The following is a 16,564-nucleotide window of genomic DNA, read 5'->3' on the forward strand; positions in this document are numbered from 1 at the left end:
CGTACCTATTAGACTTGCTTAAACTCTCTATCCAAAATGGAGAAAAAATACTGGTCTGTCCACTGATTGTTCCACCATAGTTCTTCCTGGTAGACGGCCTCCCGTGTCATACCCACATGCTGCATCAGTGCTGCTGAGCGAACGTTTTGTGAATTACACATGCCGACAACCTTATGAGCTTGTAACTCTTGAAACGCAAATTGTAACAAAAGACGTGTAGCCTCGCTCCCATATCCGTTGCCTGCGTATTCTGAAAGCACACCGTATCCAATCTCCCAGCTTTTTCGGTAATCCACATAACTCCACATCTGAACGATACCAATGGGTGTATCTTCTGGATCATTCAAGCGGCGTATAACGAAATCATAGGCATACGGTTTCTCATCTGCGACAGCAAAATGGCTGCGATATTTCTCACGGACCTTTTCCTCATCCGTTTCAACAGTTTCCTCAAAGCTCCATATGTTTGCGTCACATTCAAGTTGACATATGAAGTCGAGGTCCTGCTCTGTGACTGTTGTTATTCTTACTTTCTCTCCCACGAATTCCATATGAATTCATCTCCTTTGGATTATGCCATCGTTCCCATAGACTACTGCATTTGCCCATTAATATACCTTCTGTGACTTGTAGCTGCTTCCTGAACCCACAAATCCAACTCCACTCTACTAACAAAAAAATTATCCTGAACCTTAATGAACGGAAACATTCTCCCATCAAAGAAACCTGACACCGTAAAACTCCCTTGCTCAGCCTTAATAATACTCATCACCTGTTCTTCAGTCATACTCAGATACTCGGCAGTTTCTTGAATCGTCATTAATGCTTTATCAATAGGTACTTTTTGCTCTGCTGCCTGAGTCCGTTCACTATTTCTCTCCTGAGTCGTTAGCAATATACAGCCAATAATAAACGAGATACCTAAAATGACACTGGCTATAAGTATAGAGAACGGGATAGATTTCATTGCTTGGGAATCTCCCACTCTGTATTAAGCACACCTCTACCAATATTCCATTTGGCGAGCAAAGCTCTCTGTCTGTTTTCCAGATCAAGATAGGGTGCTGCAACACAGGATAACGTGTCAAACATATGGATAAAATGAGGCCCTTCCTTGAAACGTCGAAGCCCTCCATATTCTTCATCATCTGCTGCCCATACAATCTTCTTAATCCCCGACATTAATATGGTGCACGAACACATGGGACAAGGCTCACAGGTAGTATAAAGCGTCAAGTCTTTCTTCTTCGAGAATTTCTTCTTCTCTACATCCAGCAAATGTTTTCCTGCCCGACGAATGGCATCCACCTCAGCATGTGCGGTGGGGTCGCAATCTGAGAAGACTCGGTTCCGGCCTTTACTCACGACAATCCCATCCACATCCACGATTATCGCACCAATCGGATACGTTCCTTCAGTAAATGATTGTTCTGCTTCTTCCAGAGCCAAAGTTAGATACTCATAATCCGATAACTTCATTGAAAATCCCCCTAAGTGCAGTTATAGTCGCTTATAAAGCAGATTCCTTGTCTAATGTGTAGTAAAAGAGATTGACGGAATCTCCTTAGATCGTTAAAAGTTCCTGATCGTGTACTGCTCTGCTTCACCAAGAAAATCACTTTTGGTTAACTCTTTTTCTCCGAGTAACATCCTGTAGTTCGATATCGTACCATCATGTGAAATGATAAACGTATTGCCGCTCTGTTGCCTGCACCACTCAAGAAGCTGTTCAGCTAATATCTGGAACCGATCTGCATCCATCTGATTAATACTTTCTTCCCAACAATCCAACCCCAAATTAAGCATTCTTATGTCAGTATACTGACGACTGAGCTCTTCCTTGGAATAGATCTGATCACAGATGAAAGGAACAAACTCTGGATTCTGAGGAAACATTCTTGGGCCAACCAGCGGGCTGAAGAATACAAGATTTTTGTTAGTGGTTAGGAGTTGTGCTGTTTCAATAGTACGTTTCGTTGGACTAACCAAAATGACGTCTTCAGGCGCAAAAACCACTTGTTTACGCAACGCTATGACTTGACTTTCTCCCAATTCAGTGAGGCCAGGATGCAGACAATTTAATTGGTTTGGATAATCCATCAAGTGTTCGCCATGACCATGACGAATAAATGTAATGTCCATAGGCACCTATTCCTCTATTTCTGAATGAAGTGTTTGATGCCTTTTGCATCAAGAAGGTTAGTCAGTTCCTTTTTCAAAAACACAGGATATACTTCCATCCGCTCCAGTTCGTCCAAGGAAAACCATTGGAAAGTTAACTTACCGTTATCTTCTAAACCTTTGAATTCAGTTTCACTATATAGCTTATGGGCTTCCGGCAATGTGATGAGATAATAAAAGCCAACTTCATGATACTTCAGGCCATCATATTCAAAGAAATCTTCACTAACATATGCGAGCCTTTCTGCTTCTACATGAACACCCAGTTCCTCCATCATTTCTCGTACAATAGCCGCTTCTGTTGTCTCGTTTAATTTCACCCGACCTCCGGGCAGATTCCAGAAATCATCCTGTTCAGTCGTATGCAAAAGAACTCTTCCCGCATCCATCACAATACCTGCCACACGGAAGTTGAATTTGTTGTTATTTTGTTCATACGATACATTATTGTTATCTGCAGTGGTCATCTCGCTGACCATCCATCAGCAAATCCGTCCATGAATCCCATGATGAATGAGGGAATGATGAGTACGAGCAATAAAATTAAACTGGCTATGCCCCATCTAAGAATTACTTTCCGTTTGCTTCGAACACCTATAATAATTAAGATTGCGGTTGTTGCAATTAAGGCTACTCCATAAAATGTCATAAAACTGACCTCCGGTATGTATTCGTATTTCATTAAGGTTACTGCAAAATCTTTTCTAGTTTGCGCCTACAAGCCTCGCGGTCATAATCCGAATTATCCAGCCAGACCTTATCCATCTGAAGTAACCCATAGATTTTGGACTCTAAATTCTTTCTTTCCTGCAAAACCTGTACCGTACCTTCAATACCCTTATAACCCTGTGCTTGCCCAAGACCCTGATTCGTATAGTAGTCAATAAAACCTTCTGACCATTCTTTTGGTCTTTCACTAACTGCCTTATCAAATGTATAGGATATATCTTTCTGGTCGATATAGATGAGAAGCGGATTCAGATCATGAATGATACGCCCCAGTTCCAATACATACTGCACGTTCTGCTCTTTGGATTGATTGCATTTTACAAGACCCATAGTTAGTGGATTCTGGATAAAACAACACTCAAATATCGTGATGCAGTCATCATTCGTGCTTAACACGTTTTGGGCGAAATCTTGCCACTTCTCGGTGATCAGCTTAACATTTTGCTCAAAAGGAATTTCGTAAATATCTCGGCTGAAAATATCCTGTACAATGTGATCGGGCAAATCTATTCCCCACTGTTCTTTCATCTTACGATAAGGAATCAGGAAACCTTGATCATGGACAATCGCATTGCTTTCCAAAATCTCTCTGTATTCTTCATGTGTTTTCAATAAAGCCTCGAAGTCTCCAGCATAATAAAAAGATACGCCTTCGTAATCAGCAGGGTGATCCAAGTCCCCTTCTTGAAATAGTTGTACCGTCTTGCCTTGTTCTATCAAAATTTCGGATACCATATTGGCAACCGTCGACTTGCCTGAACCCGGTAACCCTTCAATGAGTATTAATCGCCTATCCATCATTACATCATCCTTTAGGTTGTATAAAATTTTCAGCTCCATGATCAAGACAGTGTTCTACTGTGCTTAATCAATGTCTGCAAAAATCCATTGCGCGTTATCGCCATCTTCTTTCTTTTTCCAAAACACCATCGTATTGCTATACTCTTCGTCGTTCTCATTTAACTCATTAACTATCACCACTGCCTGATAGAGTTTCCTTTGCTCCTGTATAGTGATATCGCTCATGGAAGTAACCTTTAGAACTTTGTATCTTCCCATACCTGATATAGGAGATTCAGGATCAATCAAACTCATATATGCTATTTCATCCTTTTCGTATAAATAACGTATACGGGCATTCATAAGTTTGACGATTTCCAATTTGTCACCGGTATAGTTTGTTTCATCGAGATACTCTGGTGGGATGTCTTCCTTCTCATGGGATGTCGATATTTCTTCATCCTGTTGTGTCTCTTTTGCTGTGACACTTTGAGCCAAGGAATCTATTGATTGTTGTGCATCTTCAGTGTTTTCCTGGTTCTGACAGGCCACCAGAAGTAGTAATAATAATGAAACTACGTTTAACTTTTTCATAGTCAGCCCTCCATTCAATCATGGATAATACTCCCCTCGTAAAGACCTTAAATGCCTTTAATTTAAAATAGAGACTTCCTATGTATGTAAAATTTTCTCTCAAGGTACATCATAACCCATAATGTGGAATTTGCGAATAAACGAAGTTAACCATCTCTGTTTCTATCGCTTTATACGCAAAAAAACACGCTTCTCTGCACGAGTTACATCATGCAAAGCGCGTGGTTATCAGCAGAACTTTCACTCAACTTTTGTAACTGTCCACAATCAATCTACCTATCTATCAAATAACATATTCATTATACCGACCGCTTCAATCTGGATCTCTTTTTCTTCATTATCCGCAAAACGGTAACTGTATGTTGAAAAAATCCCTATATGCCCTATATGTCCGCCTTTATAGTGAAGCTTCTTTTCCTCACCGTCGATCGTCTGCGTAAACGTCCTGCCATCATTCACATCATACGAAGCATGGATGTCATGTTCACTTGCGAGCCACGCAACAAAATCTTCTTCGTTTGGATTGGTCATGACTAGAATAACGAGCAGAACAACAAGAACAACAATGCCCGTTCTTAGTCCTGCGCCCTTCTTGCCACCATGCTGTGTGTATTCACGCTCCATCCCGTTCACCCCGTTTCAATAACCGATATTTCTACGTTCTTTGCCAAAACCCAACCACTCAATCCATACGAGGATGAGATCACCATGTACTTGTATTTCTCCTCGATCAGGTGGATTTGCAATTCATCATAGGAATCATAACTGACAGGCCACCCTTGACCCATCCCCGATTCTAACAACTCTCGATTATAATGGATAAAATGCTCTATATCCCACTCATCCAGATCCAAAATAATGCTGCCATGCAGCGGTGTATCAAACATATGAGCCATAACACCAGAGAATAAAACATCCATATTTTTCGGCACATCATGACTTGAACGAGTACGCATCCTGATCCTTTTGTTCTCTAAATCAACTTCGTAGCTTAATATGATGTTGTCATGCAAACTTGGCATAGCCCCCCTCCTTCCAGTATGTCTGTTTGCTCGTTTATTCCATGCCTATGAATTACCTCATCCCGTATGTTCATATATTAAACACCATAATATTGTTTATAGTTTGAGACCCATTCCGCGTTGGAGAAATCAACAAAGTCATACGGCTCGCACTGTTTAAGGTAAAGCAACTCCTTGTGCGCCTGTTCCCCGTCCATATTATTTTCCAGGTAAAACAATGTCTCCTCATACCCTGCACCACATAATAATTGCACATCAATATAACTGCCCGTATCCTGATTCTTTCGTTTGGCTTGCCAGATCAGCCTGGTGTCCTCCACATTTCCAATACAGAATAACATGATGCACAACAGTCTCAGAACCTCGTTATCCTCTGACTTCCGGTTCTCAATCTCTTGCTGAAGCAGCTGTCGGATGGCCTCCCGGTTTACCTCATCAGGTTCCAATCCGTACAACTGCAACAGTTCTTCCTCGTTCATACGTGTACTCCCTACCTACTTGAGAATGTTATTTAACTCTTCCGCTTTTTTCCTGCTATCTATTCTAGCATAAAAATAAAAAGCGATGACGTGTAGCACGATAGATAATAACCACATGCCGGGGAACCAGGGAGCGATGAATTGGAACATGTCTACCGAGAATAACCATATCATCGCCATACCTCCTGCAATATTGAATGTGGAAGAAATGACGATATTCCATACCGGTTTTAACGTAAAATAGTTCCACAGTATGTTATACATCATTCCAAACAACAAAGCTGCAATAAAAGCAATACCCGCTATGTTCCTTAAATAGGACATCTGAATGGGCAGATCACCAAAGAATATTGTAGCCAAGAGTGTGATCCATAGCGTCATTATAGTGAATACTTGAAAAAAAGAATTTCTAAGTTGAGTAATCATGATAATTTCCCCCTAAAGTTTTTAATATAAAATCGGCTGACGAAGTAACTGGAGCTATCGCTCAGGTCTACCTTAATTCGAGCTTGGTCTGTTGCAGAGAATGCGGTGATGTACCGCGTATTGATGATCGTTTGATTATTTATTTTTACAAAATGAAGGTCATCCAGATCCTCTTCTACAAATTTCAGACGTTTATGAAGCAAGTACCTCTCACCTGAGATCACCCGGACACAGCACATCCGATCCTCTGATTCAAAGGCAACCACCGAGCTCAACTGGATCTGTATATTGCGATTATTCTTGGCATGGATGACCGTTAATTGAGTTTCCGATTCACAGATTGCCTTCTGAATACGGTCCCACTTCGACTTCTCCGCAGGATGGGTTATGACCTTGGCTAACCTTTTTTCAACTGTCGTGTCCTCTTCAAAAATGACTTTCATGTGTTTGCCCCTCCTCTCACAACTCATATTACAAGCATAGTTACGGCAATCCCACTGTATTGCGTTTTGTTGCATGATTTTGCAAGTTTGTTGCATCGGTACTGCATAAATACTAAAAAGAACCACTCCATGGGAGCAGTTCTTTTAATATAAGGAGGTGCTACGTTAACCTTACTCAATCTCCAGATACATATCCCGATTTTGCAGGATCATCTCATTCATATGTGTAATAGCTGCTTGCGCCACGGTCTGATAGGTGTCATATAACACCTCTGTTCTCTGAAGCAAGATTGGGTCCTTATCCAGATCTGTTGCCAGCACCTCAAGCCACTCTTCACCCACTTTATTTTTGTCCGTAATGAGACTTTCAATCTGTTCAAGTACATTAACCATCTCATCTAAATGAAAAAAGTGCATCCCATTTTTTATTCCATTCCAGCTTTTGATCTCAATGATGTTATATGCCGAAAACCAATAAAATTCTGCCAGACTTTTCGTGTGATTGTGATAGGAATAGAACAGAAATAAAGCTTGTTGCCCTTCGTGTAACATTCGGTATATCTCTGTTTTGGCTGCCATATCTCTGCCCCGTACCGAAACAAGCATTGGTTCAATACACAGCCAGCTAAGTTGCTTTGAATATATATCTTCTGGTCGAAGTTTAGCCTTCATAACATGCCCCTTTCTTTTTACCTATTTAAGGATTCTCTGGTACTTCCACGGCCGGGTCATTCTCTCCGCCCATTCTGCGTCTGGATGTCTCCATTTTCCCTGTCGAAGGCACATGGTCAGAAGCTTTAGCTAATCCGAATTTGGGCATGTTGGCGTATATGGTCTCGAAGGAACCCGACTGAGCCTTGTATGTTTCATGATATATCCCTACTGTTCCGTCAGTACCAATGGATCGGTTGAATTTTTTCCAAGCTTCCAAATGTAATCCGCCTCGTGCGTATTTCTCCAATTCATCGTAAGAGCGCCAGTATTGTAGTAGCGTCACCCCACGCCAACTTATAAAATACTCTGTACTCAGAAATCCAGTCTCCGGATTCATATACAGTTCTTTAATCATCGGTCCCATGGACTTAAAGACAGGCAACCATTTGTGTATAGCCCACAGACGATTGATCCTCATTCCGATAATAAAAACAACAAATTCTCCCTCAATCTGAGCGGAGTATCTTCCCTTATGTATGTTCACCATGTCACCCCTCCTTCTCGTCAAACACATTCGATTTCATCGGATCTGGACGACCCTGCCTATCCGCTCATAGGCATTCAGGGGAAATTCAAAACTCCACCGTTTGTGATATTCCTCCGGTCCCATTTCCTTCATTCTGCTTAATTCTCTGTAAAATAGCTTAGTCAACTTGACCAAGGATAACTCCTCAGACATAAGCAATCGCCCCTCTGTAACGGCTTCCGTGCTAAAGTTATCACTCATCTCATACACCATGAATTGAACGATTACCTGCGAACGTTTCTTGATCCAGAAGCGATATTCTCCAGGTTCGGTCTGCATGGTCATGGTTACCTCCGTGGCTCCTTTGTGCAATGCAACGAACTGACGTGTTATCTCATCCACCGCATCCGACAAAAAAGAAACCGGAATCTCAATCTGTTCTCCCTGTTCGGGTTGAACCAGGATATCCAGCCATCCGTGCGGTTCAAGCGTCATAACGATGTCCATAGTCATCCTCCTTTATGTGATTTCATGATGCAAGATTAACTGGAGATCATGTCTTTCAGATATAACCGCTGTGCCGAAATATTTCCTTCATTTACAGCTAAAATAATCTCATTAATCTCCGAATGCAACTCACAAACGCATTTGTGCAGTGCCTTCATTGCTGCGTAAATCTTCATACACATTCCAACTTGTATACAATTCTTTTAGCGCTAACGCCGTTTTATGTATGAACTCTTCCATAGCTTCCATGGATAACATATTTAAATCACCCAAAGGTTCGTTGTCAGGGTTAACTAAAAACTCAAGTTTCTCTTCTCTATACTGGTACACCTCAGATTCCAGCAATCCGCCTAAATCAAATGCTCTTCCCACATTCAGCTCATTTAACCAATCATTGGCCCTGTTCCAATTCCGTAAAATCATAAACTCCAGCTTTGTGACATCCTGTGTATACACACTTCTTCCGTTGGGATGGACTTCATATGCAGGATAGATATCGAATGTCCACGCGCGATCCGTATAGATATGGGCGATGTAACCGCACAGATATTGCAGGAATTTGGGATCACTATAAGCTAATTTCTTGTTGGATTCAAAAAATCCTTTAAGTTCTTCGTCTGTTGCGAATCTTCCTGCCTCTGGCATGAGGTGGGTTTTCGCCTTTTCTGTACGAAGATTAGTTCTTACATGGATCGAATCAGGAGCAAGGCTCCCCAATAACAATTCAGGGAATGGTTCGGATATCAACTCGGATGCAATTGCAAAATGTACCATCGGCCAAGGCAATGTAAAAACTCCTTTCTTTATTAAAAGGCTCAACTATGATGTTGTATGACTTACAAAGCTAAGTGCTCACTCTCTTGCACATGTATCAATTCAATATCCTCACAATAAAATCCTAATATTCCGTCCTCATAGTCTTCAACGTAATATTTCATCGGATGATATCCGTGGTCTTTCAGATCTTTAATATTAAACCCACTTATCTGAACTAGAACACCATGAGGCTTATAATGAAAACTTTCAATATTAGTGAATCTAAAAAGTAATTCATATGTAACATTTAATAATTTTATTAAAAATGTAATATCTGCAATCGAAATATTTTCATAATATTTGTCTTGTTTTATATACAGATTCAACCCAGCAACCCACTCCAAATTTTGAACAGAAAATGCTGGAATAAAAGGTTGAATTATTGCCATGTTTTTCACCATAATCTAACCTCTATTCATTTTGGGCTATTATATTTACGCAATCACTGGCGTAGCAATTTAGACTCTCCTTGCTTCAAATCTACAAATATAGGCTTCTGCACATTGTTAATTGTGGAAATATCAATCTCATCCAGACTTTTAAAAACAAGCTGTAATGACTCCTTCTGTTCATCTTCAAATAAAAGAGTTAATTGATCATCACAGAGTTTTCCTTCCAACTCCGCAATAACGTCAAATAAAAACATTACAAATACTACTTCATTTCCATCCGGATACGTATAGTGCATCCTCTCGCCCGTATAGATGGAGGCCAATTCATAAGAACTCACCTCAAGCCCTGTTTCCTCTTTCACTTCTCTAATCATGGTTTCTTCGATTCGTTCACCTGGTTCCATACCACCACCGGGTAATCCCCAATCTCCATAATCTGATCTCTTTTGCAGCAGAACCCTCCCCATATAATCTCGAATAATAGCTCCACCCGTAACTACAATACGACTAGTCATTACTCTTGCTCCTCTCTGTTGGGTTGCTTTCAACAGCTTACGATTTTAATCAGGAACCTTTTCTATTGATTCATATTCCAAAATGCACAATGCATTTCCCATTTTTCTCAGCATACTTTGCCATGTTCGCAAGCTTATGTAATTCGTTGATTAATTCAACTCTGTTGTACACGAGTTTCTCGTAGTAGCCCTTCCGTTCTTCTCCATCAAAACAGTAACTCCCTGTCAGAACAATCGGATCCGCCGCATGGCTGAATAGATCAATCCAGGCCTGAATCAGTTGATGAAACTTCAACAAAACATCCTGCTCTTTAATCACGGTTATTCCATAGTTGTTCAGTCCACTACATCTCATACACGTAGATGGATTCCATGTATCCAACCAGCAAAGGGAATCATAGATGTACGCAATGAATTCGTCTTCCAGGGTCGCATGATTCTCTGGCGTTAACCCACTTTTATGTATCAAGTCCTGAGAGTCCCAAGAGTAGGAAGTATGGATATACTCGTTTACTTCCGCTTTGTTTTCAATAACAAAATGATGCTTCGGCATGCTTATGCCCCCCTCAAACACTTCACTCCCATAGACTCCTCTTAATTCATCATAACCCATGTATTGGAAAATGGAAATTGAAAAAGATCCTATCTATCTCCCAACTCAGGAGAAGCACATAGGACCTTGAGAAAAAATTCATTACATTTAGAAAATCCTTCTTTTACTCAGAAACTCTGTTCCTTCTTCACGATACATCTCTATAAATTCATTGGTCACATGATCATGCCTCAGTGCTCCCATATAATCTGTTCCAGGTTTGTTCGATCTATAATCTGAATCAATCGTGTAGATATTGAAGTGCACCTCATCTTCATCCTCTGACACATCTGTTTTATCAAAAAGTGAAATCACTTCATCTTTACCAAGAAACCTAAATGGAGAATCCTGACGCTCTATAATATAAAAAGGATATGTGATTTTCTCTACCTGAACGAATTCCTGGTATTCCTTAAGTTCATCAGGTATGAGATCCATGTACAGTCTAGCTACTTCTTCTGCCTGAAATACACCTGAGACCCACTTCGAACTCCCTTTGGTTGCTACGATAATGAACATACTAATCACCTTCTAATTTAAATATTCCTATGATATACGGTTTACTGTTTGTCTAAATATTGTGTAAATACCTTTAATACGTATTCATTATCTGCATCATTCTCATTAGTATCTGTATCTTGGGTTATCTCAACATAAACATTCGACTTCAAAAAAAGATCTATAATTTCATCAGGCTCACTCACATTCTGAATTTTGCATCTGAAAGGTAGCTCCTTATTGCTATCCGAGATTAGATTAAATCTTAATTGACTCGCCATAAAATCAAACCATAGATAAAATATCAATCCGCTCTGCTTATTCGAATGATTAATCTGATTCTGACGGTTGGCTATGACGTTCATAATAAAAGCACTAAAATCACTCAAGTTCACTTCATTAGACATTTCTTCTGAAATTGAAATACACCACATATTCGTTTCTATTTCTTTCTGAAGTTCTGAATCAGAAGAACCTATATAGATCACATCATGAATAATTTCTTCGAGGTCCTTGAAATATTGCTCTTTAGACATTTAACCTACTTGCTCCCTTCATACTTCTATACCGTCATCCACGTACAAAAGTCTGAGACAAAATCCGGTGGCTACCAGCGATGTTGTCAATCTCAATGTTATATTCAGACTCAGTGTATTCAATCTGATGTTGCTCATAATATTTTTTCCAGAACGAAACTGCTGCCGCATTATTAGCAAGCTGTTCCACTTTAAATGTACCCTCAAATTGAGCAAAAACCAAGTCAATCGCTTGTGCTGCCAGCCCCTGTCCGCGATATTTTTTGACCAAGAACAGCTCTTGCACGGTATAATCCACACCTTCCGGCACATATGGAGGTGAGCAGACCAGTACGAATCCAATAACCTTTCCTTCATACTGAATCAAAAACGGATGTAATTCATCGCGTTCCAGATATAGATAGGTGTTCGTTGGATCATATTTCCCCTCTTCAAGTAGATCCTCGCCAGAAAATTCGGACAGATCATATAAGTACAAGTTGTACAGGTTGAGGAACAATTCCTTTTGTTCTGCCAAAATACTCGTAATTTGCACATTCATCTTCATTGCACATCTCCCTTAGTTAATGAGTTGGTTAGTGGTCCATACATGACATTACCGATGTCCACAACGAGTTTGCTGTGCCCTGTTCTCAATATATCCTTTCAACCACAGCAGATATAGGCAAAGTTTGGTTTAAACCATGGAGTAACCTACTTTCACAGTGGACATGAACAAAAAAAAGACTCCCTAAAGAGTCCGATTATTGGTCTTGTCTTTATTTTTCACCAAATATCCACTGGCAAGCGCTGCGGGAGCGATAAAAGGTAAGAACGTCAACCAATCCATGAAAAGAAGTATAGGAACGAAAATAAATATTACACTGAAATACATCATGACTGGAGATTTTTTCTTCAACCCCTGAACACCGAAAACAACTCCTGCCAATGAGATCAATAGGACAAAAGCAACGTTAAGCACGTTCATAACCATCACCTCCACTGGCATGTAGCCAACACTTATTGAATCAGATAATCAACCACAGGATATGAGATCACATTGCGATCTCTGTACGTTGAAGCCACCGCTTCGGGATGTGTGCTAAGAATTCCATTTTGCAACATCACCGGACGGAAACCTCGCTCCATCGCTCCGTTGTAGGTGAATAGAACACATTCCTCTGCGGCAAAACCGGCGATGATCACCAATTCAACTCCATGACTCTTCAACACCTGCTCCAAATCGGTCTGCCAGAAGGCATTGGAGGCTTCCTTGGTAACGGTGAGATCCTTCTCATTCACATCCACCTCGGGTATGATGCGATACTCATCTGACACTGCCTCCTCCATGCCCTCCACATCCTGCACGTAAACGACCGTATGATCATTCGAGCGCAGCACATTAGCCACATGGTTAATGTACTCACAGGCATGGTCTATCGAAGTCTGGTCCATCTTTTTACGCACAATACTCTCCTGCATATCAACAATCAGCAAACCTACTTTCATCCAATCTCTCCTCATAAATAAATTTCATGTCGCATGGTTGAGTGACTTCCCTTGTTAAACTGAGAACTTAATCTTTAAATAATTCATTCAGCATCCGGTCGCGATTCTCCAGAAAGCTGCGAGTAATCTGATAGTGATCTGTCTCCTCATAGGCTATCTCTTGAATATGGCTATCGTCAAAACTTAAAATCTCTGCCCCCGGATATCCCAGCAAAATGGGTGAATGCGTCGCAATAATGAATTGTGAAGTGCCTGACAGATCATGAAGGATACGCAATAAGGAGAGCTGCCTAGCTGGAGACAAAGCGGCTTCGGGCTCGTCAAGCAGATAGATGCCTTTGGAACTGAAGCGATTGACGAACAGACTGAGAAAAGACTCCCCATGTGATTGTTCATGTAATGAACGCCCGCCATAATATTGAAGCGACGCCGGCATCTCATCGACATGTGATGCGAATTGATAGAACGATTCAGAGCGCATGAAGAAGCCATTCGTTATTTTGGGTAACCATGCCAGCCTGAGATAATTCCCGAGCGAGGATTCTGAAGCATGTGTCTCATAGGTATTATTCCTGCCGCCCCCTGCGGTATTGAATCCACATTGATGAGCGATGCCTTCGAGCAGCGTAGATTTCCCTGAACCATTTTCACCTACAAAAAAAGTAACGTTATTCGTGAGCTCCAATCGTTCCAAGGACCGGATCGCGGGGATGTCAAAAGGATATTGGTTCCGATTCTCGATCTTGGCCGACAGGAGTTCCACACTTCGAAGATACATAATCATCCTCCCACATTTATTTTATATAAGTTCAACAAAAGAACATTTACACTCGAACTTCGCACACTTATCTTCAAATTAAAATTAAGTTTACTCTGATTGGTCCAGCCATGGACGAATGATGTCCTTGCGGGTTATGATCTCCATCGTTTTCATGAAAAACCAGGTAAACCCCGCATAAAAACCGATAGGAGGATAACGAAAAGCTGCGGGTTTATTGCCTTCATAATAGAAGTGCCCCATCCAGGATAAAACGTAATGGGTTACAGCGAGTAGGAGCGTGACTTTGATATCAATAAACAAAAAATTCCATGCCACAAACGCCGACAAAAACGCGAAGTAATGCAAAATGCGGTTTTTCCGATCCTGATGCTCCTGAAGGTAATAACGCAAGTCCTTGCGCACACGATTCAACATCAGTCCACATCCATTTCACCTAAAATAAGGCTCCTTATATCCCACTCCATCGTAACCTATTTCGGGGTACATATGAAACCGTTCCAACCAAAAAAGAGCAAGCCATAGGCTTACTCTCTCTTCAGAGTTAATAGACAAATCTGCGCTGTGCCCAATAGCTGAACAGGAAGATGGATACCTCGGTCAGCAGCTTAGCTGTGAGCAGCGGGATAATTAGTTTTTCATTATAAAAATACAATAAACCGTAGTTTAATAACAGCACCAGTAGGACAAGTGAGAAATATTTGGGCAAAGACTGCCGAACCTTAGAGGTTCGTCCAGCGGAAAATACGTACTTCCGATTAATCGTATAGTTGAAGATGGAGCTGCACAGTCTTGCTGCGACAACCGACAGAAACAGATTATGCGTCAAATACTGGATGACGAACAGTAATCCAAAATCAATCAGTGCCGATAGCACCGAAGATGTGCTGAACATCAGGATTGGCATATAGATCCGGAACGAATCAACCAACGGGCGGAAATGGGAGGACTCATTGTGATCCAGATACACCGTATCAATAAACTCCTCCGTAATCTCATACCCTTCCTTGTGTGCCGTTAATAACATGTTCATCTCATATTCAAACCGATCCCCAGGAATCTGGTTCAGCCAATCCAGCATGGAGTAAGGAAAACCACGTAGACCCGTCTGTGTATCATATACCTGGGTACCTGTTGTGAGGGAAAAGACCGCCCTTGTGACTGTATTGCCAAACCGGCTACGTGCTGGAATTTTACCACTGAAGCGACGGCTGCCGAGTACAATTCCTGGTGTCGTCTGTGCGAGTAGCACTTCGAAGATACGCTTAATATCATGCGGTAGATGCTGTCCGTCACTATCTGCACACACCACACCGCCCTGTGGTCCAAACTCCTTAATATACTGAAAGCCCGTCTTCAACGCCCTGCCCTTACCTAGATTGACGGGATGTGTCAGGACCGTACAGCCATAGGCTTCTGCCGTTTCAAAAATCCCACGGTAACCGGGGCCGCTGCCATCATCCACAATCACAATAGGGCCAAGTTTAAATGTTTGCAGTTGCAGAACGAGATTCAGTAAACGAACATCGGGTTCATATGATGGAATTAATATCGTCATGATCCTTGTCCCTCCGTCAGATAAAGAATGTCACTTACGCCACGTTCCTGGTTACGCCCCAGCGGGTTATTGACAACTCTGCCCATAAAATACATCGTGGATGAACCGCCGCCGTCTAGATTGTAAGCCCCGGTTGCTCCGAGGCCTTTCATGACATCCGCCAGTTCTGCCAGAGTCATGCCACGGCTGTTGTCCTGCCGTCCGTCCACCACCACAAAGACATAATGATTCGGAGCAATCATGCCGATCGCTGTTCTTGGATTTGCGTCTTGAATGGAACGATTACCGAAGTTATTATCGATTTTCACACTGCTAAAATCACTGACAATCTCGCCATCCTGAATCAGAATGGGCCCAAAGGATAGTGTATCGGTTGCACCTTCGGCCAGCAGTTCCGAGGAAGAAATCTCGTTCTCGTTATATGTTTTCATCGTACCATCGTTGAACAGGGCAAGTGCATCCCGCGTGGGGCTGTCCCGATACAACGTTCCATTTCGGATAATGACACCATCATCACGGAATCCGTAGTAGTCACCATTAATGGCAAAGATCGCATTGTTGGCTGCGGCAATCTCTGACGTATTCTCGGTGATGTTCGTTCCAAAACTGTTGTCCGCTAGCGCAGTTCGCAGGCTGCTTGCATCCGTTAGCTGAACATCGGCGACATAATACGTAATCTGATCCGAGCCAGAGCCGGTCTGTACCTTTTCAATATTGACTTTCATATCATCACTCGAATAATTCCAATCATCTGACGTTGCACTCACTTCAGTTGCGGTGGTCGAAGTACTGCTGGAATCATTGTTGGTGCCCGTTGCTACCGTTGCCGTGTTCTCATCCGCTACAACCACCTGTACATGCCGGATCAGGTAACGGTCAGCCAGACTATACAGGATTCCACCTACCGCAAGCACGATGACAAGTGTGATGATGAACCATCTGCGCTTTCTTGGAGAGATCGGTCGTTTATGTGGTTCTTTCCGGGTTGGTTTCTCATCAATCTTCATCATGTGAAGCTCACCTCTTCATCTAAGTTCTTAAGGCCATATT

At 41.7% G+C, this 16,564-nt stretch carries 28 protein-coding genes; all 28 read right to left on the reverse strand.

Annotation, left to right across the window (positions count from 1 at the left end):
- Positions 1–8: 8 nt before the first annotated feature.
- A complete protein-coding gene (locus tag MHI01_RS10490; RefSeq protein ID WP_340983069.1) occupies positions 9–551 on the reverse strand; it encodes a GNAT family N-acetyltransferase in 543 nt (180 codons plus the stop codon).
- A gap of 41 nt (positions 552–592) precedes the next feature.
- Complete coding sequence (locus MHI01_RS10495; RefSeq protein WP_340983070.1) at positions 593–967, reverse strand: hypothetical protein; 375 nt, start codon at positions 965–967, stop codon at positions 593–595.
- A complete protein-coding gene (locus tag MHI01_RS10500; RefSeq protein ID WP_282318865.1) occupies positions 964–1,479 on the reverse strand; it encodes a nucleoside deaminase in 516 nt (171 codons plus the stop codon). The genes MHI01_RS10495 and MHI01_RS10500 overlap by 4 nt, the downstream gene beginning before the upstream one ends.
- A gap of 93 nt (positions 1,480–1,572) precedes the next feature.
- Positions 1,573–2,142 (reverse strand): phosphoglycerate mutase family protein, encoded by a 570-nt coding sequence (locus MHI01_RS10505; protein ID WP_127544685.1) that lies wholly within the window; start codon positions 2,140–2,142, stop codon positions 1,573–1,575.
- A gap of 14 nt (positions 2,143–2,156) precedes the next feature.
- Positions 2,157–2,648 carry an NUDIX hydrolase gene (locus MHI01_RS10510; protein ID WP_340903068.1) on the reverse strand — a complete coding sequence of 164 codons (492 nt, stop codon included), beginning with the start codon at positions 2,646–2,648 and terminating at the stop codon, positions 2,157–2,159.
- Between the two features lie 220 nt (positions 2,649–2,868).
- On the reverse strand, positions 2,869–3,708 hold the full coding sequence (locus tag MHI01_RS10515) for an adenylyl-sulfate kinase (RefSeq protein ID WP_253506780.1): 840 nt from the start codon (positions 3,706–3,708) through the stop codon (positions 2,869–2,871).
- A gap of 66 nt (positions 3,709–3,774) precedes the next feature.
- Complete coding sequence (locus MHI01_RS10520; protein WP_036610394.1) at positions 3,775–4,284, reverse strand: hypothetical protein; 510 nt, start codon at positions 4,282–4,284, stop codon at positions 3,775–3,777.
- 276 nt (positions 4,285–4,560) lie between these two features.
- A complete protein-coding gene (locus MHI01_RS10525) occupies positions 4,561–4,908 on the reverse strand; it encodes a hypothetical protein (protein WP_127544694.1) in 348 nt (115 codons plus the stop codon).
- A 5-nt stretch (positions 4,909–4,913) separates the two neighbouring features.
- Positions 4,914–5,306, reverse strand: coding sequence for a hypothetical protein (locus MHI01_RS10530; RefSeq protein ID WP_340983071.1), 393 nt, complete (start codon positions 5,304–5,306; stop codon positions 4,914–4,916).
- A gap of 77 nt (positions 5,307–5,383) precedes the next feature.
- A complete protein-coding gene (locus MHI01_RS10535; protein ID WP_127544700.1) occupies positions 5,384–5,785 on the reverse strand; it encodes a hypothetical protein in 402 nt (133 codons plus the stop codon).
- A gap of 15 nt (positions 5,786–5,800) precedes the next feature.
- Positions 5,801–6,211, reverse strand: coding sequence for a hypothetical protein (locus MHI01_RS10540; protein WP_127544703.1), 411 nt, complete (start codon positions 6,209–6,211; stop codon positions 5,801–5,803).
- The gene (locus tag MHI01_RS10545) at positions 6,208–6,654 is read right to left on the reverse strand and encodes a LytTR family DNA-binding domain-containing protein (protein WP_047842163.1); all 447 of its coding nucleotides are present in this window, start codon (positions 6,652–6,654) and stop codon (positions 6,208–6,210) included. The genes MHI01_RS10540 and MHI01_RS10545 overlap by 4 nt, the downstream gene beginning before the upstream one ends.
- Positions 6,655–6,825: 171 nt before the next feature.
- On the reverse strand, positions 6,826–7,233 hold the full coding sequence (locus tag MHI01_RS10550; protein WP_152683029.1) for a hypothetical protein: 408 nt from the start codon (positions 7,231–7,233) through the stop codon (positions 6,826–6,828).
- 118 nt (positions 7,234–7,351) lie between these two features.
- A complete protein-coding gene (locus MHI01_RS10555; protein WP_076252614.1) occupies positions 7,352–7,855 on the reverse strand; it encodes a DUF4188 domain-containing protein in 504 nt (167 codons plus the stop codon).
- 33 nt (positions 7,856–7,888) lie between these two features.
- The gene (locus MHI01_RS10560) at positions 7,889–8,341 is read right to left on the reverse strand and encodes a hypothetical protein (RefSeq protein WP_340983072.1); all 453 of its coding nucleotides are present in this window, start codon (positions 8,339–8,341) and stop codon (positions 7,889–7,891) included.
- 129 nt (positions 8,342–8,470) lie between these two features.
- Positions 8,471–9,127: a hypothetical protein gene (locus MHI01_RS10565; RefSeq protein WP_127544709.1), complete on the reverse strand. Its 657-nt coding sequence runs from the start codon at positions 9,125–9,127 to the stop codon at positions 8,471–8,473.
- A 50-nt stretch (positions 9,128–9,177) separates the two neighbouring features.
- A complete protein-coding gene (locus MHI01_RS10570) occupies positions 9,178–9,546 on the reverse strand; it encodes a hypothetical protein (RefSeq protein WP_340983073.1) in 369 nt (122 codons plus the stop codon).
- A 53-nt stretch (positions 9,547–9,599) separates the two neighbouring features.
- The gene (locus MHI01_RS10575) at positions 9,600–10,064 is read right to left on the reverse strand and encodes an NUDIX domain-containing protein (RefSeq protein WP_315372474.1); all 465 of its coding nucleotides are present in this window, start codon (positions 10,062–10,064) and stop codon (positions 9,600–9,602) included.
- A gap of 70 nt (positions 10,065–10,134) precedes the next feature.
- Complete coding sequence (locus tag MHI01_RS10580) at positions 10,135–10,617, reverse strand: hypothetical protein (RefSeq protein WP_340983074.1); 483 nt, start codon at positions 10,615–10,617, stop codon at positions 10,135–10,137.
- Between the two features lie 147 nt (positions 10,618–10,764).
- Positions 10,765–11,175, reverse strand: coding sequence for a hypothetical protein (locus tag MHI01_RS10585; protein WP_253506746.1), 411 nt, complete (start codon positions 11,173–11,175; stop codon positions 10,765–10,767).
- Between the two features lie 41 nt (positions 11,176–11,216).
- The gene (locus tag MHI01_RS10590; protein ID WP_127544720.1) at positions 11,217–11,690 is read right to left on the reverse strand and encodes a hypothetical protein; all 474 of its coding nucleotides are present in this window, start codon (positions 11,688–11,690) and stop codon (positions 11,217–11,219) included.
- Positions 11,691–11,724: 34 nt separating this feature from the next.
- The gene (locus MHI01_RS10595) at positions 11,725–12,237 is read right to left on the reverse strand and encodes a GNAT family N-acetyltransferase (RefSeq protein WP_235431534.1); all 513 of its coding nucleotides are present in this window, start codon (positions 12,235–12,237) and stop codon (positions 11,725–11,727) included.
- A 183-nt stretch (positions 12,238–12,420) separates the two neighbouring features.
- Entirely contained in the window at positions 12,421–12,657 is a 237-nt protein-coding gene (locus MHI01_RS10600; protein ID WP_282318875.1) for a hypothetical protein, read from the reverse strand.
- 32 nt (positions 12,658–12,689) lie between these two features.
- Positions 12,690–13,178: a cysteine hydrolase family protein gene (locus tag MHI01_RS10605; RefSeq protein WP_282318876.1), complete on the reverse strand. Its 489-nt coding sequence runs from the start codon at positions 13,176–13,178 to the stop codon at positions 12,690–12,692.
- 67 nt (positions 13,179–13,245) lie between these two features.
- Positions 13,246–13,956, reverse strand: a complete 711-nt coding sequence (locus tag MHI01_RS10610) for an AAA family ATPase (protein ID WP_036669450.1) — start codon at positions 13,954–13,956, stop codon at positions 13,246–13,248.
- 90 nt (positions 13,957–14,046) lie between these two features.
- Positions 14,047–14,373 carry a DUF962 domain-containing protein gene (locus MHI01_RS10615; RefSeq protein WP_340983075.1) on the reverse strand — a complete coding sequence of 109 codons (327 nt, stop codon included), beginning with the start codon at positions 14,371–14,373 and terminating at the stop codon, positions 14,047–14,049.
- Positions 14,374–14,500: 127 nt separating this feature from the next.
- Positions 14,501–15,514 carry a bifunctional glycosyltransferase family 2/GtrA family protein gene (locus MHI01_RS10620; RefSeq protein WP_340983076.1) on the reverse strand — a complete coding sequence of 338 codons (1,014 nt, stop codon included), beginning with the start codon at positions 15,512–15,514 and terminating at the stop codon, positions 14,501–14,503.
- Positions 15,511–16,524 carry a phosphodiester glycosidase family protein gene (locus MHI01_RS10625; protein ID WP_340983077.1) on the reverse strand — a complete coding sequence of 338 codons (1,014 nt, stop codon included), beginning with the start codon at positions 16,522–16,524 and terminating at the stop codon, positions 15,511–15,513. Before MHI01_RS10625 ends, MHI01_RS10620 begins: the two co-directional genes overlap by 4 nt.
- Positions 16,525–16,564 lie beyond the last annotated feature (40 nt).

Source organism: Paenibacillus sp. FSL M7-0656 (assembly GCF_038003225.1).
GTDB lineage: Bacteria > Bacillota > Bacilli > Paenibacillales > Paenibacillaceae > Paenibacillus > Paenibacillus amylolyticus.